At 53.9% G+C, this 19,775-nt stretch carries 15 protein-coding genes; 12 read left to right on the top strand and 3 right to left on the bottom strand.

Annotated elements, in window-relative coordinates; all coding sequences use genetic code 11:
- Nucleotides 1-192: 192 nt before the first annotated feature.
- The 7 genes from argC to argH all read left to right on the top strand — a co-directional run bounded on the left by argC (nt 193) and on the right by argH (nt 9,108).
- Nucleotides 193-1,242 carry an N-acetyl-gamma-glutamyl-phosphate reductase gene (argC, locus tag ACSFXJ_RS23365; RefSeq protein ID WP_435922703.1) on the top strand — a complete coding sequence of 350 codons (1,050 nt, stop codon included), beginning with the start codon at nt 193-195 and terminating at the stop codon, nt 1,240-1,242.
- A gap of 109 nt (nt 1,243-1,351) precedes the next feature.
- Entirely contained in the window at nt 1,352-2,587 is a 1,236-nt protein-coding gene (argJ, locus tag ACSFXJ_RS23360; protein WP_435922702.1) for a bifunctional glutamate N-acetyltransferase/amino-acid acetyltransferase ArgJ, read from the top strand.
- A 53-nt stretch (nt 2,588-2,640) separates the two neighbouring features.
- Nucleotides 2,641-3,483: an acetylglutamate kinase gene (gene argB, locus ACSFXJ_RS23355; protein ID WP_435922701.1), complete on the top strand. Its 843-nt coding sequence runs from the start codon at nt 2,641-2,643 to the stop codon at nt 3,481-3,483.
- A 199-nt stretch (nt 3,484-3,682) separates the two neighbouring features.
- Nucleotides 3,683-4,885, top strand: coding sequence for an acetylornithine transaminase (locus ACSFXJ_RS23350; RefSeq protein ID WP_435922700.1), 1,203 nt, complete (start codon nt 3,683-3,685; stop codon nt 4,883-4,885).
- Nucleotides 4,886-4,889: 4 nt separating this feature from the next.
- Nucleotides 4,890-5,852 carry an ornithine carbamoyltransferase gene (argF, locus tag ACSFXJ_RS23345; protein WP_435922699.1) on the top strand — a complete coding sequence of 321 codons (963 nt, stop codon included), beginning with the start codon at nt 4,890-4,892 and terminating at the stop codon, nt 5,850-5,852.
- A gap of 465 nt (nt 5,853-6,317) precedes the next feature.
- Entirely contained in the window at nt 6,318-7,553 is a 1,236-nt protein-coding gene (locus tag ACSFXJ_RS23340) for an argininosuccinate synthase (protein ID WP_435922698.1), read from the top strand.
- Between the two features lie 139 nt (nt 7,554-7,692).
- Complete coding sequence (argH, locus tag ACSFXJ_RS23335; RefSeq protein WP_435922697.1) at nt 7,693-9,108, top strand: argininosuccinate lyase; 1,416 nt, start codon at nt 7,693-7,695, stop codon at nt 9,106-9,108.
- Between the two features lie 364 nt (nt 9,109-9,472).
- Here the strand turns inward: argH and ACSFXJ_RS23330 are convergent, their stop codons facing one another.
- Nucleotides 9,473-11,053 carry an ABC transporter substrate-binding protein gene (locus tag ACSFXJ_RS23330; RefSeq protein ID WP_435922696.1) on the bottom strand — a complete coding sequence of 527 codons (1,581 nt, stop codon included), beginning with the start codon at nt 11,051-11,053 and terminating at the stop codon, nt 9,473-9,475.
- Nucleotides 11,054-11,100: 47 nt separating this feature from the next.
- Entirely contained in the window at nt 11,101-12,156 is a 1,056-nt protein-coding gene (locus ACSFXJ_RS23325) for a glycoside hydrolase family 53 protein (RefSeq protein WP_435922695.1), read from the bottom strand.
- 361 nt (nt 12,157-12,517) lie between these two features.
- On the opposite strand from ACSFXJ_RS23325, the gene ACSFXJ_RS23320 reads away from it, so the two are divergent.
- The 4 genes from ACSFXJ_RS23320 to ACSFXJ_RS23305 all read left to right on the top strand — a co-directional run bounded on the left by ACSFXJ_RS23320 (nt 12,518) and on the right by ACSFXJ_RS23305 (nt 16,814).
- Nucleotides 12,518-14,515 carry a methyl-accepting chemotaxis protein gene (locus tag ACSFXJ_RS23320; protein ID WP_435922694.1) on the top strand — a complete coding sequence of 666 codons (1,998 nt, stop codon included), beginning with the start codon at nt 12,518-12,520 and terminating at the stop codon, nt 14,513-14,515.
- Nucleotides 14,516-14,722: 207 nt separating this feature from the next.
- Nucleotides 14,723-15,364: a YhbD family protein gene (locus tag ACSFXJ_RS23315; protein ID WP_435922693.1), complete on the top strand. Its 642-nt coding sequence runs from the start codon at nt 14,723-14,725 to the stop codon at nt 15,362-15,364.
- Nucleotides 15,365-16,090 carry a cytoplasmic protein gene (locus ACSFXJ_RS23310; RefSeq protein WP_435922692.1) on the top strand — a complete coding sequence of 242 codons (726 nt, stop codon included), beginning with the start codon at nt 15,365-15,367 and terminating at the stop codon, nt 16,088-16,090.
- Nucleotides 16,091-16,121: 31 nt separating this feature from the next.
- Entirely contained in the window at nt 16,122-16,814 is a 693-nt protein-coding gene (locus ACSFXJ_RS23305; protein WP_435922691.1) for a hypothetical protein, read from the top strand.
- Between the two features lie 110 nt (nt 16,815-16,924).
- Here ACSFXJ_RS23305 and ACSFXJ_RS23300 read toward each other — a convergent pair whose 3' ends face one another.
- Nucleotides 16,925-18,607, bottom strand: coding sequence for a CynX/NimT family MFS transporter (locus ACSFXJ_RS23300; protein WP_435922690.1), 1,683 nt, complete (start codon nt 18,605-18,607; stop codon nt 16,925-16,927).
- 248 nt (nt 18,608-18,855) lie between these two features.
- Between ACSFXJ_RS23300 and ACSFXJ_RS23295 the strand changes: the two genes are divergently transcribed.
- Complete coding sequence (locus ACSFXJ_RS23295; protein ID WP_435922689.1) at nt 18,856-19,524, top strand: DNA-binding response regulator; 669 nt, start codon at nt 18,856-18,858, stop codon at nt 19,522-19,524.
- The last annotated feature ends 251 nt before the right edge of the window (nt 19,525-19,775 follow it).

Below are 19,775 nucleotides of genomic sequence, written 5' to 3'. Positions count from 1 at the left end.
AGGCCGTCAATTCAAAAAAATGGTATATCGACAAAAAACAACGCCGTCCGCGTAAATTTCGCGTTGTATATATATGAATATGAATGTATAATAATACATACTTATTAAAAACGTCGATCGAAGCACTTTCTGACTTATAAAATCTATAATTCAAAAAAAGGGCCTTGGGAGGAGAAAGAGAGGTAACGGGTAATGGGGGAAAAGTTAAGAGCTGCTATCGTCGGTTCCACGGGGTACGGAGGCGTGGAGCTGATTCGTTTTTTATTGGGACATCCGGGGGTTGAAATTACATCGGTCATATCCGCGTCCAGCGCCGGAACGCCGATTACGGAAGGATTCCCGCATTTGTCTGGGATCGTTACGCAAAATCTGGACGGCGTCGATCCGAAAGAAATCGCGGAGAAGGCGGACGTTGTGTTCACGGCCACGCCTTCCGGGGTCAGCGGCAAGCTGGTACCCGAGCTTCTGGCCGAGGGATTGAAAGTGATCGATCTCTCGGGGGATTTCCGGATCAAGGACGGGGCCGTTTACGAAACATGGTATAAACATGAAGCGCCGGATGCGAAGCTGCTGGATCAGGCTACCTACGGATTGGCTGAAATTTTCGGGGACGATGTGAAAGGCAAAGATTTTATTTCCAATCCCGGCTGTTATCCGACCGCCACGCTGCTTGGGCTGATTCCGGCAATCCATGCGGGCTGGATCGATCCCGGCACGATCATTATCGACGCCAAATCGGGCGTATCCGGTGCGGGCAGAGGGCTTAGCCTCACGAACCATTATGCGGAAATCAATGAGAACTTTAAAGCGTATAAAGTCAACAAGCACCAGCATATTCCGGAAATCGAGCAATGCCTGTCGCTGATCGCGGGCAAGCCGGTGACCGTTACGTTTACGACGCATCTTGTGCCGATGACGCGCGGGATCATGACGACGATGTATGCCGGTTTAAAAGGATCCCATACGGAAGAGGAACTCATCGGGCTTTATCGGGAGTATTATAAGGGGCGGCCATTCGTCCGCATCCGCGAGAAAGGGAAATGGCCCGCAACCAAGGAAGTGTTCGGTTCCAACTATTGCGATATCGGCTTTGCGGTCGATGAACGGACCGGCCGGCTCACGATCATCTCGGTTATCGACAATGTGGTGAAGGGGGCCGCCGGCCAGGCGATCCAAAATTTGAATCTGATGATGGGCTGGGACGAAACCACCGGGCTTCATCTGAGTCCCATTTATCCATAATCGAAAAATAAACCGTCATTGCTTTTCATATTAAAAGGAAAGTGAGTGTTCGAAACGTCAGGAACTTTAAAAAGATGACTTTTTGAACGACCTCTGGAAGGAGTATATCATGGGAGTGGTTAGTTTGTTCCATACGGTGCCGGAAGGCTCCATCACCTCCCCGAAAGGATTTCGGGCGGGAGGGCTGCATTGCGGCCTGAAAAAAACGGATCGCAACGATCTCGGCGCGATTTTGTGCGAGGTGCCGGCGGTCGCGGCGGCGGTCTATACGACGAACGTGTTCCAGGCGGCCCCGCTGAAAGTGACGCGCGAATCGATCGCGTCGGGCGGGCGGCGGCTGCGGGCCGTCGTCGTTAACAGCGGCAACGCCAACGCCTGCACCGGGCAGCAGGGCGAAGCCGATGCCTACGAAATGCGGGCCGCCACGGCGGCGGCCCTGGGCGTCGACGAGCACGCGGTTGCCGTCGCCTCCACGGGCGTCATCGGCGAATTGTTGCCGATGGATCGCGTGAACGCCGGCATTAAGGGCTTGCCGGCGGCTTTGTCCGCAGGGGCGGACGGTGCGGAGCAGTTCTGCCAGGCGATTTTGACCACCGACCTCGTCAAGAAGGAGGTGTGCGTCTCGCTCGCGGTGGACGGCCGCGAGGTCGTGATCGCCGGAGCCGCGAAGGGCTCCGGGATGATCCACCCGAACATGGCGACGATGCTCGCCTTTGTCACCACGGACGCCGCGGTGGAGCCGCAGGCGCTGCAGCAGTTGCTCGGTGAGACGACCGACTTGACGTTCAACATGATCACGGTCGACGGCGATACGAGCACGAACGACATGCTGGTCGCGATGGCCAGCGGCCTCGCCGACAACCGGCCGCTGGCGCCGGGCCATCCCGATTGGGAGGCGTTCGCCGCCGCGTTCGGGCACGTGTGCCGGACGCTCGCGCAGGCGATCGCCCGCGACGGCGAAGGCGCCACGCGCCTGGTCGAGGTGACGGTGCAGGGCGCCGTCACCGACGAATCGGCCCGGGCGATCGCCAAGACGGTGATCGGCTCGAGCCTGGTGAAGTCGGCCGTATTTGGGGCCGACGCCAACTGGGGCCGCATCATCGCGGCGGTCGGCCGCGCCGGGGAGCCGGTGAATCCCGAAACCGTCGATATACGCCTTGGCGATATCGTGGTCCTGTCCGGCTCCCGGCCGATTCCTTTCGACGAGGACGAAGCGCTCGTCTATTTGCAAGGCGACACGGTCGTCATCCATGTCGACCTGCATAACGGCAACGGAAGCGCCACCGCTTGGGGCTGCGACTTGACCTATGACTACGTAAGAATCAATGCGGCGTACCGTACTTGATATATAAATAGAAACAAGCCCGTCCGGGCAGATGAGAGGAGCGTTAGTTTTAGATGAGAATCGTATTGGAAGGCGGACAGTTGTCCGCGGCGGGACTGGGGCTTAGCGCCAAGCGCACATTTGTGATGAAATGCGGCGGAAGCACGCTGGAGCAGCTGCCGGCTGACTTTTTCAAGGAGCTGGCCGGACTCCAAGGGAGCGGACTGCAACCCGTGATCGTTCACGGAGGCGGGCCGGCCATTTCGGACAACTTGGGTAAACTCGGCATCGAGAGCCGATTTGTGGACGGTCTCCGGTATACTTCGGAGGAAGTGCTGGATGTGGTGGAGATGGTGCTTGCGGGCAGCATCAACAAGACGATCGTTCGCCGGATCAGCGGTTCGGGCGGAAAAGCGGTCGGCCTGTCCGGCGTGGACGGACAGCTGCTTCAAGCCAAAGCGGTAGCGAATGCCGCGGAGGTCGGCTTGGTGGGCGAAGTGACCGGTGTCAATGCGGCTCTGATCGAAGGCGTCGTGAAGCTCGGCTATATACCGGTGATCGCACCGGTAGGGATCGGCTCGGACGGACAGCGTTACAACATCAATGCCGATACGGCGGCCGGGGCGGTCGCGTCGGTTCTCGGCGTTCAGCAAATGATCGTGGTCACGGATGTGCCCGGCATTATGAAGACGGTGAACGGGGAGCGCAAAGTGCTCCGAACGGTAACCGTTCAGGAAATCGAGGATATGATTCAAACCGGCGAGATTTACGGTGGCATGATTCCAAAGGTACGGGCCGCGATTGCCTGCATTAACGGCAAGGTTAACGAGGTCGTCATCGTCGACGGCTTCGAGCCGGGCATTTTGGGCAAAGTACTCGCCGGAGAGCCGATCGGCACGAAAATCGTACGGATGTAGAACTAGACCATGAATCCGAGCTTGATTGGAAAAAGTCCAATGAAATCAAGGTCTTTGGGGTCAGATGCAGCAGCTACGGTTCATTTGATTGGACATATTCCAATGAGCCTGCATGCACGACCCGGCTCCGGAGCAAATGATTGTACTTTTTCCAATCAAGGCGGCTAAAATTTATATCTTTATTAAGGAGTTGAACCATATGACACAAAGCGCACTCTTTTCCACCTATTCGCGTTATCCGATCAACTTGGTAAAAGGCCACGGAAGCTGGGTTTGGGACGATAAGGGGAACCGGTACCTCGATTTCATGAGCGGTCTGGCCGTGGTCAATCTGGGACATGCGCCGGAAAAAGTAAAAGAAAAGGTCAAAGCCCAGCTCGACGACCTCTGGCATGTGTCCAACCTGTTCCAAATTCCGGTGCAGGAAAAGGCGGCCAAGCTGCTGACCGAGGTGAGCTGCGCGGATGCGGTATTTTTCTGCAACAGCGGGGCGGAGGCAAATGAAGCCGCGATCAAGCTGGCCCGCCGCTATCATCAGAAGGTCAAGGGAACGGACCGTTTCGAGATTATCACGTTCGAACAGTCGTTCCACGGCCGGACGCTGGCGACGTTGACAGCTACAGGCCAGCAGAAGGTGAAGGATGGCTTCCTTCCGCTTCCCGCAGGCTTCGTGACCGTGCCGCTGCACGATATGGATGCCTTAAAAGCGGCGATCGGTCCCAACACCGCGGCGGTGATGCTGGAGATGGTGCAGGCCGAAGGCGGCGTTCACCCGGTGGACCGCGGGTTTGTTCAAGAATTGGCGGCGCTCTGCAAGCAGGAGGGACTGCTGCTGATCATCGACGAGGTGCAAACCGGCATGGGCCGAACCGGCACTTGGTTTGCGCATGAGCAATACGGCATTGAGCCGGATATTTTCACCGCGGCCAAAGGGATTGCCAGCGGCTTGCCTGCCGGGGCGATGCTGGCCAAGGATTACCTCCGCGAAGCCTTTACGCCGGGGACCCATGCTTCAACGTTCGGAGGAAACCCGGTATCGGCATCCGCGGTCGTGGCGACGATCGAAACGATGCGGGAGGAAAACATTCCGGAACGCGCGGCGGAGATGGGGAACTATCTGGTCGAACGGTTGCGCTCATCGCTGGCGGAGGTTCCGTTCGTGAAGGAGGTTCGCGGGCTGGGTCTGTTGATCGGCATCGAATGCGAAGGACCGGTTGCGGATCTGGTCACGGCCGGACAGAACAAAAAATTGCTGTTCGTCACCGCGGGTCCGAATGTCATTCGCCTGCTGCCGAACTTGAAAGTGTCCAAGGAAGAAATCGATCAGGCCGTGGATACATTGGCAGTCCTGATCGTCGAATATAACGCACAAACAGCAGCATCCGGTGCAAAGGGGGAGTAACCAAATGAGTCTTACGCAGCAACTTACGGACAAAAGCTTCGATCTTCGCGGACGCGATCTTTTGGAGCTGGACGATTACACGACCGAGGAAATCCAGTATTTGATCGATTTGGCGATCGAGATCAAGGCCAAGCAGAAAAACGGCGAAGTCTATCAGCCGCTGAAGGGAAAAACGATCGGGCTTATTTTTGAAAAATCGTCCACCCGGACCCGCGTTTCCTTCGAAGTGGGGATGTATCAGTTGGGCGGCCATGCGCTGTTCCTGAGCAAGAACGATATCCAGCTGGGCCGGGGCGAGACGATCGCCGATACGGCCGGCGTGATGTCGCGTTATCTGGACGGCATCATGATCCGTACGTTCGGACACGACAAAGTCGTCGATTTGGCGCGCTACGCGTCCGTTCCGGTGATCAACGGGCTGAGCGATTTGGCGCATCCGTGCCAGGTGCTGGCGGATTACCAGACGATTTACGAGCATAAGGGGACGCTAAAAGGGCTGAAGCTGGCTTATATCGGCGACGGCAACAACATGGCCCATTCGCTCATGATCGGCGGGGCGAAGCTCGGCGTGCACGTATCCGTGGCGAGTCCGGAAGGCTATGAACCGGATCCGCAAGTGGTCGCAAGCGCGCAAAAAATCGCGGAAGCCACCGGCGCGGTTATCGAAGTGGTGCGCGATCCGAAAGCGGCCGTAAAAGATGCGGACGCGATCTATACGGACGTGTGGGCGAGCATGGGCTTCGAGGAAGAGCAAAAAGCCCGCGAAATCGCGTTTGCGGCGTATCAAGTCGACGAAGAGCTGGCCAAACATGCCAAGCCGGACTATGTGTTCATGCACTGCCTGCCCGCCCATCGCGGCGAGGAAGTGAGCGAAGGCGTGATCGACGGGAAGCATTCGATTATTTTTGACCAGGCCGAAAACCGGCTCCATGCGCAAAAGGCGCTTATGGCGGCTTTGATGGGATAGAAAAAGCTTAACCTTGGCTGGTAAAACCGTCGTGGGAGTAGTAACATGAATACCATTACGGAGCCCGTGAACTAGGGCGGCATTGCATAGAACGCGGCATCGGCAACGGGTAACGGATATGGCGGGCGATCGAATGTCCGACGGAGACGGATGGATGTCAATAAGGACATTATTTGCCTCTATACGGCTGGTCTGAACGGGAATCGAAAAAATAGCGGACATTTGTGGTCTTATTTATGTTTAATGAGGTGTTTTTCCACAGGAATAAGGCCGTTTTCCGAAAATAAGGTACAATTTAGCCTCTATTTTTGTTCAAATTGCCGAAGCAGGCTGAATAAAGACCAATTTGTCCGCTATTCCGAACTCAGTAAGTCGTGAAAAGTCTGCATCACCATCGTTACGCAGCAGGTGCTTACGCGAACCAAAGTCTTGCCGTAACAATCTTTTGAGAGGATGAACCATATCATGGCAAAGGAAAAAATCGTACTGGCGTACTCGGGCGGTCTCGATACGTCGGTCATTCTGAAATGGCTGAAGGAAACGTATGACGCCGAAATTATCGCCTTCACGGCCGATATCGGGCAAAAGGAAGAGCTTGACGGACTGGAGGAAAAAGCGCTCCAAACCGGAGCTTCCAAAGTGTACATCGACGATCTGCGCGAGGAGTTCGCCAAAGATTTCATCTACCCGATGTTCCAGGCGGGTGCGATGTACGAGGGACAATACTTGCTCGGCACGAGCATTGCCCGTCCGCTGATCGCGAAGCGCATGGTCGAAATCGCCCGCGCGGAAGGCGCAACGGCGATCGCTCACGGCGCGACCGGCAAAGGCAACGACCAGGTGCGCTTTGAACTGGCGGCGGCTGCAATTGCGCCGGAAATCGCCGTGATCGCGCCTTGGCGGCTGACCGAATTCCGCGACCGTTTCCCCGGCCGCGCCGAAATGATCGCTTACGCGGAGGAACACGGCATTCCGGTTACCGCTTCCGCGGCGAAACCGTACTCCATGGACCGCAACCTGCTGCATATCAGCTATGAGAGCGGCGTGTTGGAAGATCCGTGGTTCGACCCTTCCGCTCCGGAAAATAAAGATATGTTTCTGCTCAGCGCGGCTCCCGAGGATGCTCCGGACCAACCGGAATACCTCGAGATGGAATTCGAACAAGGCAACTGCGTAGCGCTGAACGGCGAAAAGCTGGATCCGCTCCGCGTAATGGAAAAGCTGAACGAGCTGGGCGGCAAGCACGGCATCGGACGCGTCGACATGGTCGAGAACCGCTTCGTCGGCATGAAGAGCCGGGGCGTGTATGAGACACCGGGCGGCACGATCCTGTTCACGGCTCACCGCAAAATGGAGTCGCTGACGATGGACCGCGAAGTGATGAACCTGCGCGACAGCCTGATCACCCGTTACAGCACTCTGGTGTACAACGGATTCTGGTTTGCGCCGGAACGCCTCGCCCTGCAGGCTCTCGTTACCGAAAGCCAAAAGAACGTCACGGGCACGGTGCGCGTGAAGCTGTACAAAGGCAATATCATCGCCGCCGGCGTCAAAAGTCCTGTCAGCTTGTACAATCCGGATATCGCGACGATGGAAGCCGATCCTACGCAAGCTTATGATCAAGGGGACGCAACCGGCTTTATCCGCCTGAACGCGCTTCGTTTGAAGGTCGGTTCCGGCGTAGAGCAAAGCAACAAATAGGAAAGACGCCGTTTTTTTTCATAAGAAAATCCTAGCTGAATATATACGGACCGTTTGGCCGTTTCCCCGTTTGCCGATGAAGGCAGTTTTAGCAAGGGGAGCGGCCTCTCGGCTTGATAAGATGAGGAGTGAACAAGAGTTGAGCAAACTGTGGGGCGGACGTTTTACGAAGCAGACCAACCGGTTGGTGGAGCAGTATACGGCCTCGATCGGCTTTGATAAGGCTTTGGCGGAGGAGGATGTGCAGGGCAGCCTTGCGCACGTGACGATGTTGGGCAAATGCGGCATTCTCCCCGAAGAAGATGTCGAAAAAATCAAGGAAGGCTTGCATGCGGTGCTGAACAAGATCCGCCGGGGCGAGCTGGAATACTCCGTAAGCGATGAAGACATCCATATGAACATCGAGAAGAACCTGATCGAGGAGATCGGATCCGTGGGCGGCAAGCTTCATACGGGCCGGAGCCGGAACGATCAGGTGGCTACGGACATGCACCTTTACCTGCGCAAACGGGTCGTGGAATTTGTCGGTCTGCTGCACGATCTTCAGGAAGCGCTGATCGGACAGGCCAAAGCGAACCAGGATACGATCGTTCCCGGTTACACGCATTTGCAGCGGGCGCAGCCGATCCTGTTCGCCCATCATTTGATGGCTTACGTCTCCATGTTCCAGCGGGACATCGAACGCCTGCAGGACAGCTACAAGCGTATCAATGTGCTGCCGCTGGGCGCCGGGGCGCTGGCGGGAACGACGTTCCCGATCGACCGGCATTTCGTGGCCGAGCAGCTTCATTTTGACGCGGTTTATGAAAATAGCCTGGATGCGGTCAGCGACCGCGATTTTATTCTCGAATTTTTGGCGGACGCCTCGATTCTGATGATGCATCTCTCCCGGCTGAGCGAAGAGCTGGTCATGTGGAGCAGCACCGAGTTCCGGTTCGTGGAGCTGGACGACGCTTTCTGCACGGGCAGCAGCATTATGCCGCAAAAGAAAAATCCCGACGTACCGGAGCTCGTCCGCGGCAAAACCGGCCGGGTATACGGCAACCTCATGGGCCTGCTTACCGTGCTCAAGTCGCTGCCGCTCGCGTATAACAAGGACATGCAAGAGGACAAGGAAGGCATGTTCGATACGGTCGAAACGGTACGGGGAGCGCTCCAGCTGTTCGGGCCGATGATCGCGACGATGAAAGTGAACAAGGAGCGGATGCGCGAAGCGGTGAACAAAGATTTTTCCAATGCGACCGATATCGCCGATTTCCTCGCAAACAAGGGCTTGCCGTTCCGCCAGGCGCATGAAGTGATCGGCAAAACTGTGCTGTATTGCATCCAGAACGGCAAATTCCTGCTCGATCTGACGCTGGATGAGTTCAAACAGTTCTCTCCGTTGTTTGACGACAGCATCTACCAGGTACTCCAGCCGGAAACGGTCGTAAACGCCCGGAATGTATACGGCGGCACGGCCTCGGGACAGGTGGCCGCGGCGGTCGAGAGAGCGGAAGCCAAACTTGCGGCTACAGGCAAGTGGGTACAGGAGTATACCGAAAAAAGCAAGTAGGAAACTATTTGACCGTGACTGACGTTAATGAACCGATTCGGATGAACCAAGGACTCCGGCCAACTGGCTGGAGTCCTTTTGGTTTGAAGAAAGTGCTACCCGGTTTAAAGGTCACCCAGTGCCCTAAATTTGAGAGCGATGGGTACCGGGCAAATGTGTATGAAATATCAACCATAAATCGGCGTTTGGCGGGCAATCGGGCAAATGTGTATGATATATCGACCACAAATCGGCGTTTGGAGGAAAATCCGGAAAATGTGTATGAAATATCGTACACAAAACGATATTGGCCTCCTGTGTGATTAAGTCCCCAATTCGTACCGTCAATACATTTCCTATAATAGGCCCCCTTTTAAAATGCCGTTTATTGTTTCGCCAGGAAAGCGTCGATCTGGGATTGCAGCTCTTTTTGGATGGTATCCACGCCGGCGGCTTTCAATTGCTTCTTCAGTTCCTCCAAGCCCTTGTCGATGTCTTTGACCGCACCGTATTCCAGCGGAACCGCATAGCGCAGCATGACGTTGGAGACGTTGGCTAGCTCGACCTTCACTTTACTGTTGTCGAAGACGAACGTTTCGAGCGGATAGTGGTAAACTTTGCTCTCCCAGCCTTTTGCCAGATCGGAGGCCTCCTGAGGGAACTCCGCATTATCGCGATTGAGCGGCGAGTTGAAGTTCCAGTTGGAGAAGCCGGTATAATTCGGATTCTTGTCGGTTGTCTCGTATTTGTCGTCGCCGACAGGTACGTAGTGAACGCCTTCGATGCCATACATGATCAGGTCGTGAAACTCTTTGTCGTTTTGCATCAAATCGATGAACATCAGGGCACGCTCCGCATTTTTGGAAGTAGCGTGGATCGATGTGCCGTTTTGCGTGGAAATCGCCACGGACTTCGCTTTGTCCGGATTGATGTCGGCCAGCGCGATTTCATATGGGGAGTTCTCTTGGCGCATTTGAGCCATCAGCGATCCGAGGGTTCCGTTGTTGTGCGTGATCGATGCGGTCTTGCCTTGTTTGAATTCTTGCTGATGGTCGAGCTTGTTGTTCAGCGCGTTCTTCGACCAGGCGTTATGGTCCGCAAGATCCTTGTAATACACGAGCAGATCTTTGAATTCTTGCGTTTCGTAGACGTTAAACACTTGTCCTTTCGGGTCTGACAGCTTGAAGGCGAACGGCATATCCAGGTCGAACATATTCCATTCGTTCTCTTGTTTCAATAGGACGCGGTCCAGGTTATGGTATCTCCAGTCGCCGGTCTCCGGAGTGAACGGGGTGATTCCCTTTTCATTTTGGGCAATCGTCTTCAAATAGTTCGCGTAAGTTTCCGGGCTGTTGATTTCGGGAAGATTGTATTTTTTGCGTAAGTCTTCGCGGTACATGATCAGCTTCTCGACGGATTCCCCGCGGTTTTGCGGTATCATGAAAAGCTTGCCGTTGACCTTGGCTTGATCCCAGCTGACTTGCGGCATCGCTTCCCAGGTATTCGGCATATACTTTTGGATCATGTCCTCGGTAATTTCCAGAAATCCGCCTCTTAGAGCTTGATCGTTATACATGGCCCAGTTCGCCGAATAGATCAAGTCGAAGTCCTCGTCGGCTGCGAATAAAAGCGGATATTTCTGCACCCAATCCGACCAGTCCAGAAATTCTCCCTCAATGGTGGCGTTGATTTTTTCCTTCAGCTTTTTGTTGAGTTCATCGAAAACCAGGTTGTAATCGGTCGGTTTTGGCCCGACGAAGACCATTTTCAGACGAACTTCTTCCGAGATGTCGATGCCGCCGGCCGTTGCCGTTGCTCCATCCGTTTGACCGTTTGCCGCTTTTGTGTCCCCGGCAGGGCCCGCACCCGAATTGGTTGTTTTCGCGTTGTTGCCGCCGCATGCGCCAAGCACCATAACGATCGCGAGCAAGGCCGTAAATAATAACATCCCTCTTTTTCTCAGCATATTCCTTAAAGCCCCCTTGAATTTATAAAAAAGTGTATTGAAGCCGGTCAATTCAGAAAACCTTCCAATGCGATCGTCGGCAATCCGTTCGACTGCCAAGCTCCCTTGTTGTAGCCTCCGTTGTAACCCGGGGTCGCCTGCGGTTCCCAGTAGAATACGCCGAGACCGTTGCCCCCGGAGAGATTGCGGATTTTGGTCTTGATATCGCCGATAAAACTTTTTGCCGCCGACGGCTGATTATAGTCCAACCCGATTTCGGACATGATGATCTTTTTGCCGTATTTGGAAATAAGCTTGTTGGAATTCGTAATCGTCTGCGGGACTTGCGTCGACCAATCCGAAGCGGAAGGATACAGCGACATCCCGATGATATCGAAGTTGGCTCCGTTGCTCACCAATCCGCCGATGTTCCAGTCGAGTACGGCGTAGTCGGCCGAGTTGGCGATATGGACGATCGTTTGCGTTCCGCTGCTTACCGATTTGACGGCGTTATGTCCTGTATTGACGAGCCAGGCGTAATTCTTCATGTTGACGGAAGCTTTGCCGTCATCCCAGAGCATGCCGTTATTGGTTTCGTTGCCGATCTGCACCCAATCGGGCGTAACGCCGTAGCTCTTCATCGTGTTCATGACATAGACGGTGTGGGCCCATACGGCATCCATAAGCTGTTGAAAGGTGAAATTTCTCCAGGCGTAAGGCTTCGTCTGCTGCCCGGGGTCCGCCCATGAATCGCTGTAGTGCAAGGTCAGCATGACGCTGAGGCCGAGGTTTTTGGCGCGTTGGGCCAGTTTGGCCGCATTTTCGGCGTTCATGTAGCCGTTCGCGTAGTCGTTCATGTTCGGATTGACCCAAACGCGGATCCGTACGGAGTTGATCTGGTAGTCGTTTTTGAGAATGGAGAGGATGTCGCGTTGCACGCCGTTTTTGTCTTTCCACGTGTATCCCTGAAGTTCCATGCCGGGGACCCAGCTGATGTCCGCTCCTTTGGCGAAGGCGGGCGCTGCGGAAGCTTCGTCGTCTGGAGGCAGCCATAAGGAGAATGTCAGTACTGTCAAAGCAACAAGAGTAGCGAACAATCGGACCTTTCTTTTAATAACGCTCATTATAAACCTCCTTAATATGTAAGCGCTTTCTAACGACCTTATTGTAAATCTTATCCATATGATATGAACATCGAGTTAAACAACGAAATATAGTATGGATTCTACGATTTGAATAAAAATTTGAAATAATACGTTGAACCGCCGTTAGTGGAGCGGAATAGGAATATCCAGTTTAGGATGAAAACAGGAGTAATTTTTGATATTTTCTGAAAATTTAAAATTAATTTTGTAAAACTTTCGAAAAAGTATAAAAAAACCGTCAGATTTTGTCGAGAAATTGTTGAGAGGAGTTACATACAATCAACAAGTACATCCAGAACGACATAAATTTTCTAAGATCATTGTTAAGGAGAGTGAGTTCATGAAAGAAGTAATGAGGCGTATCCAAAAAGTGTTTGAGATTCGGACGTTGCGAAACCGATTGCTGTTGGTTTTTACTATATTGCTGGCCATTCCAAATCTGGGCATCGCCTATTCCAGCCTGACGAGCGCGTCCGGCCAGCTGCATGATAGAATGCTGCAAAGCAGCCGGGAAAGCGTCGAATTGCTGAACCAGACACTCGACCACATTGTCGAGGCCGAGGTCAGAAACGTGGAGCAGTTGGTTATGGAGATCGACTCCAAGCAGATCGACGCCAAGTCTCCGGAGACGCGCAAGCTTATGGATCTGTTTGTCGAGAAGCATCCCGAACTGGAAATTATGGTGGCGGGTAACGAAAACGGAGCATGGATGAAGGCTCCCGATCCCGGCAATCAGGATTATGATCCGCGGGAACGGGACTGGTATAAAGCATCTTTGGCCAGTCCGGATCAAACCGTAATCCTGGATCCGTTCAAATCCGCGACGACGGGCAACTTTAATCTGTATATCAGCCGGGCGCTTGCGGACGGAAAGGGTGCCATTTCGGTATCGCTGGATTTGCGTCGTATCAACGAAATGGTCAAGCAGGTTAATATTGGGGAAAAAGGATACGTTTATTTGCTCGACAGAACCAATAAATTTGTCTCCCATCCGACGCAGGCGGTAGGCGAAGAGGCCGTTGGGGAGCATCTGGTGAACATCCAGAACCGGAAATCGGATTCGATGGAGTATGTGAATCCAACGACCGGGGAGCTTCAAACCATTTATTTTACGACGAATGAATTAACGGGCCTGAAGGTCGTTGGCGTAATTCTTGACAGTGAATTTACGGAAGCGTCGATGCCTATCTTTTGGACGGCATTGATCGTCTTGGCCGTTTCCATCGTGGTGGCTGGCGTATTGCTGTTCCTCGTCATTCGCAGCATTACCCGTCCGATCGAACAATTGAACCAATCGGCAAAACGGGTGGGAGAAGGCTACCTGAATGAAAAGATCGACTCGAAGCGAAGCGATGAAATCGGGCAGTTGACGGATAGCTACAATAAAATGGTCGGCTCGATCCGGGAAATGGTCCTAAGCATTTCGGAAATTTCCGGGCAGTTGGCTGCTTCCAGCGAAGAGCTGACAGCCGGAACGGAACAGAACGCCAAGACGGTGGAGCACGTGGTCGAATTGGTGCAGGATGCCCAGAACGGGGCGGAAAATCAGGCGGCCGTATCCGTGGAAAGCGCGAAGACGATGGAAGAGATGTCCCAAGGCATCCGCAAAATCGCCGAAGCCGCCGGAACGATCGTAGAGTCTTCCGTTCAAACCGACGGCGATGTCAGATTCGGCAGCGAGAAGGTGGGCCTTGTAAGCCGGCAAATGGAGGAGATTCATCGTTCTACCCGGGAATCGGCGGGGCTGATGCAGCAAATGAATGATCTTAGCGCCCAGGTTTCGGGAATGAGCAGCGCGATCACGGATATCGCGGTACAGACCAACCTGCTGGCTCTCAATGCGGCAATCGAGGCGGCAAGAGCGGGCGAAGAAGGCCGGGGCTTCTCGGTCGTTGCCGGAGAGGTCCGGAAACTGGCCGAGCAGTCGAGAGTCACGGCGGAAAATATTCAACTGAGCATCGCGCAGATGGCCGAATTGACGGAAAAAGCTTACTCGGTGATGAGCCGGGACGTCACCGCGAGCGTGGAGCGCGGCATTTCCGTTACGGAGGAAGCGCAGAACGCCTTCAAGCAAATCGAAGCGTCCACAAAACAAATTGCCGAACAAATTCATGAGGTGTCGGCGATTACGGAACAAATGTCGGCCAGCGCGGATGAAATCGCCGAATCGGTAGCGCAAATCGCGGAAACCTCCGCGCAGAGCCTCGACTCCTTCCAAAGCGTAACCGCGGCGACGCAGGAGCAACTGGCATCCATGGAGGAAATCTCCTCAGCTTCGGACGGATTGGCGCGCATGGCAACGGATATGCACGGAAAGATCGAACATTTCAAAGTGTAATGCGGAATAAGAAAACCGAATAACTTACGGCTATGCCGGTTGCGTATTCTTTCTTTGGGTACGCGGCCGGCATATTTTTTTGTGGTTGGGCTCTTACTCCCGTCCGATAATTCGGTTTTTGGCCTGCATCTTTCCATTCATGATGGAGTCGACTTTACAGCGTAACAATGTTATGTTACATTAACGATGCAAGAAAGGAGCAGGTGAATGAACGAGGAATTAATCTCAAAGAAAGAACTGCTTGATATGACGGGCATCTCCTATGGACAGTTGTACCGCTGGAAGAGAAAAAATTTGATTCCTGAACCCTGGTTTATCCGCAAGTCTTCCTTTACGGGACAAGAAACTTTTTTTCCGAGAGAGAAAATATTGCAGCGCATTGACCGCATTCTCAATATGAAGGACGATTTGTCGCTGGACGCGCTGGCCGATGTCTTTTCCCCAAGTCCGGGTGAGATCAGCTTGAGCGCGGGCGAAATTCTGGAACGGAATATTGTTTCGAGTATCTCGTTGAATTTATATATTGAAACGGTTGGTTTGCCGGAAAAGCCGGTTTTCGGTTTTGAAAAAATATTGATCATCTATGTCCTCGACAAACTGCTGCGCAGCGGAGATATTTCGCTGGAGGAGGGCCGGCTGCTGACCCGGACGCTGGAGGATTACTTTCCGGAGCATACCGGGCGGGAATGCGGCGTAAGATTGACGAGAAAAATGGGCGTCGCCGCGTTCATCCTGGTACCCGGGGACGGGGATGTTTTTCTGGATAGCGAGGTGCGGACCGTGGCGAAATTAAGCATGGCGCAGTGCACCGAAGAAATGAAATTACTCATAGGCGGGAGTGAGGCTTGAGTGGCAGAACAACAGGTCAGGGATTTAAGAATAAACGGAATGGGGAAGGCTGCGGGCGGTACCTACGGAAAAATCGGCACGGACGGGATCGCTACGCTTAACGGGGATATTGTTTGCAATACGTTGACCTCCAACGGAACGTTGAAAATGAAAGGATCGATTCGAGGCGGACAATTCCGAATGAACGGTAAAGGGGCGGTAGAAGGGTCCCTAGACGGAGAAAAGCTTCGCGTAGACGGTATGGTGAAAATTGAAGGGAATTTGCGGGCCGAGCAGGTCGATATAAACGGAATGCTGACGCTGGGCGGCAATGCATCCGGAGAGAGCATGGATCTGGACGGAGGCATCAAGCTGGAAGGCAATGCGGAATTCGAGACTTTTAAAGTCCATGGCGGATTCCAGGTTGGCGGCATGCTGAATGCGGGAACGGTGGAAATTGCCATGGCCGGGGCGTGCCGGGTTAAAGAAATCGGTGGAGAAGTGATTCGGGTTCGCCGAATACCGAGTACCCGCAACCTGCTGGCTCTGTTCTCGCCCTCTTTGGCTGTTCGCTTGACGGCGGACGTGATCGAGGGAGACGATATCGTGCTGGAGGAAACCAAGGCCGGTGTCGTGCGGGGGAACTCGGTCCGGATCGGCCCGGGATGCGAGATCGGGCGCGTGGAATATAAGCAGCACTATGAAGTGGATCCCAATGCGTCGGTTGGCAGCTGGGCGCAAGTTTAGACAGACGGGGTATTTTTAGGGAGGCGAAAAAATGAACCACAATCATCCTGAGCCGGAAAGGCATGATTTGAGGCTGATCGGCGACGGCTTGACCAACGGCGGGGCGTTCGGGAAGGTAAGATTGACGGGAGATACGGAATTCAACGGAAGCGTCGATTGCAGTTCCTTCAAATGCACCGGAAATGTGACGGTGGACGGAAGCCTCAGGGCCGACGATTTGAAAACGACCGGTAATATGAAGGTTGCCGGCGGGTTAAATGTTAAGCAGATGAATTTGACGGGAGAGCTTCAAGTGAAGGAGAGTGTCGCCGGCGAAGAGATTCATATTTACGGGGAATGTAAGGTCGACGGCGGCATTCAGGCGGAACGATTTTTAGTAAAAGGTGCCGTACAGACGGAAGGGATGCTCAATGCGGAACGGGTGGAACTGCGAATGCTCGGCAAGAGCAACGTCGGGGAAATCGCCGGATCGCATATCGAGATCGAACCGCATAAACCCGGCAAATGGGTGCCATGGTTGATGCGCAGCGGCACTCCGGAGCTGGAGGCGGGGGTCATCGAGGGCGATGTGATCCGGCTGAACAACGTGACGGCGGATGTCGTTCGCGGCGGGGAGGTCTTTATCGGGCCGGGTTGCCGCATCCGGTTGGTGGAGTACAGTAAGGATTATCAACAAGATGACCGTTCGGAAGTGACGGAGAGCGTGAAGCGGACGGTAAGGTAGCGGTAAAAAATAAAAGGCCTGCTTGGCGTAAACGATAGTATCTCCCGGCATGAGTGCCGGGGGCTATCTTTTAGCGAAGCAGGCCTTTTTGCATGCGGTAGGCAATATAATTACTGTTGTTCAGGTCCAATGTACCCTTTGCGTCCGGCCGTGTAGCCGAGGACGATCGTCAATAGGGATAAGGCGGTGATGACCGCAAGCGGTACGGACCAACCGCCGGTTTGATCGTGGATGAAGCCGAACATTGTCGGTCCCGCAGCGGCGAGCAAGTAGCCGAGGGATTGTGCCATTCCCGACAATTCCGCCGAACGTTCGGCCGTCCGGGTGCGCAAGGAGAAGAAAAGGACGACCAAGCTGAAGGTCGTACCGCAACCAAGCCCAATGAGCAGGATGGACGGAAGAGCCAGCGAAGCGGGACCGATCCAGATCCCTCCGAACCCGAACAGGAACAGAGCCGAGGCGGCGGCAGCCAGCCATTTTTGCGATTCGTTGCGGGAGGCGATCAGCGGCATGAGGAAGGATCCGGTCATGCTGGCCAGCTGCATCAAGGATAACATCCATCCGGCCTGATCCATACTCAGCCCCTTTCCGTTAAGGATTTCCGGAAGCCAGGCGACGCCGACATAGAACATGATCGATTGGGAGGCCATGAACAAGGTTACGGCCCAGGCGATCGGCGAGCGCCAGATGGCGACCTTCTTCGCCTTTGGCTTGGCCGCCGCGGAAACGGATGGACGGTCCGTTCCGGCACGGCGTTTTCCGGCTCGGGTCACCGCGAACCAATTGACCGCGGCGCAGGCGGACAAGATGACCCAGCATCCGAGCGCCCCACGCCAACCGAGGCCGGTGCGGGAAAGGGGCAGGCTGATGCCCGAGGCGACCGCCGAAAACAAATTCATCATGGATGCATATAATGAAGTCATCAATCCAAGTTTCAGCGAAAAGTCCCGCTTAATCAGGCTCGGGACAAGCACGTTGGCGATCGCGATGGCGACGCCGATCAGCGCCATGCCCCCAAACAGTGCGGGGATGCCCGGCATGGAACGGATGACGATCCCGACCGTCATAAGGACCATGCAGTAAAATAACGTCCGGTCCGACCCGAATTTGCCCGCCAGCTTGGGAGCGGTCAAAGCAAAGATCGCGAAAGCGATCAGGGGCAGCGTAGTCAGCATCCCCGCCATGGTATGGGACAGTCCGGTCGAGGCCTGAATCGCGCCGGTCAGCGGTCCGACGCCGGTGATCGGCGAACGTAAAGTCGAAGCGGTCAGCAGCACCGCAATCATCAACAAGATCATAGCCTTGCCGCTTGAATCGGGAGCGAGGGAGGCTGCTTCGTTTTTGCTAGGCCTACCGACCGGTTTACGGTCCGATGCCGGAAAGCCGGCAATCCGCTCAGCTTGCGCTATATCATGGGCTGATCCGCCAAGGGCCGGTTGAATGGCAGGTGAGGCAAGTTCCCCGGGCGAATGATCACCAGACGAATGATCGCCAGACGAATGATCACCAGACGAATGATCACCAGACGAATGATCGCCAGACGAATGATCGCCAGACGAATGATCGCCAGACGAATGTTCACCAGTCGAAAGATCGCCAGACGAATGTTCTTCCGGCGCACAGTCCTCAGTCGCTGGACGATTCTCCACCGCCGAACGATCCCCGGTCAAGTGATCCTCTACCGCCAATTGACCATCCACCGCCAAATGATCCTCCACCGCCAATTGACCATCCACCGCCAAATGATCCTCCACCGCAACGGCAGATTTATGTTTGATTTCTTTTTCCTTCATAACTAATGTGTCCTCTTCTTTCCGGAAAAGTTGCCCAAGTTGTTCTGTATTGACTCAGGACGGCTCTACCTTATCATAGGAAGTCGGGTTTATCAATCTGCAGAGGGGTTTGTTTCCGTAAATAGGTGTAATATGGTAGAATTGTTGTGGTAACTCAATATTATAGACGTGAAGTACACGCCTCTTGCCCGGATCTTCGGATTCGTCGGCAGGGGCGTTTTTATTTTTTTATGGAGGTGCCGAGTGATTTGAGATTCGAAGATGCTTATTCATTCTTTTTGAATGATCATATGGCTGCAAGAAAGGGGGAGAGCAGGAGGAGGCTTGAAGAAGCGGGACTTGGGCATGCTGAAAAATTGTTTCTGGAGGCGGTATGGTGGCCGGCGTTCGGAAATTTTCATTACCTTCATCCAGAATATGAGTTGAGTGACTACAAAGACGGATACAGGTACCTGGACTTCGCCTATATTCGCAAGCATGTTCGTTTAGCTATTGAAATCGACGGGTTTGGGACGCATTGGCGGAATATCAGCCGCTCCCAATTCACCGATCATAACCGGCGCCAGAACGATCTGGTCATCGACGGATGGAAGGTGCTGCGGTTTACCTATGACGACATTAAGGACTCCCCGCGTTTTTGTCAGCAGAAAATGCATCAGTTTATGGGCAGGTGGTTGGGGGAGGAGCGCCGAGTGTCGGAAGCAACCTGGACTGAAAAAGAGATCATCCGCATCATCATGAAATCAGGTCGTCCGGTCACGCCCAAAATCATTTGTGAAGAGATGAAGGTGGAGGCCAAAACCGCAAGAAGGTGGCTCCGCGGCTTGACGGATAAAGGTTGGCTGCTGCCGGAAAGCGGTGAGAAGCGAATTCGTGCCTACCGGTTGAACCTGGACGGTAAGGATTTTGATTTGTAGCTTGGGGTAGGCAGGGGTAGGCAGAATAAGACCATTTTTAGGCCTTATTTTAGGATCTTCTAGCATTTCATAAAAAATAGAGGACATTATGGTCCTTATTTCAATGGGAAGAGCTATTTTTGTTGCTGTATCGCCCCATTTTGATAGAATAAGGGACATTTTTGTCTCTATTTTGTTTACCCCACCTTATTTTATCGAAATAAGGACTAAATTGGTCGCTATTTTTGGTGGGGTTGATGGACTTGGCGGGC

The sequence above is a fragment of the Paenibacillus salivarius genome (assembly GCF_051307165.1).
In the GTDB taxonomy this organism is placed as follows: Bacteria; Bacillota; Bacilli; order Paenibacillales; family Paenibacillaceae; genus Fontibacillus.
Note: the sequence above shows the minus strand (reverse complement) of the source record. Positions and strands in the feature narration are given on the sequence as shown.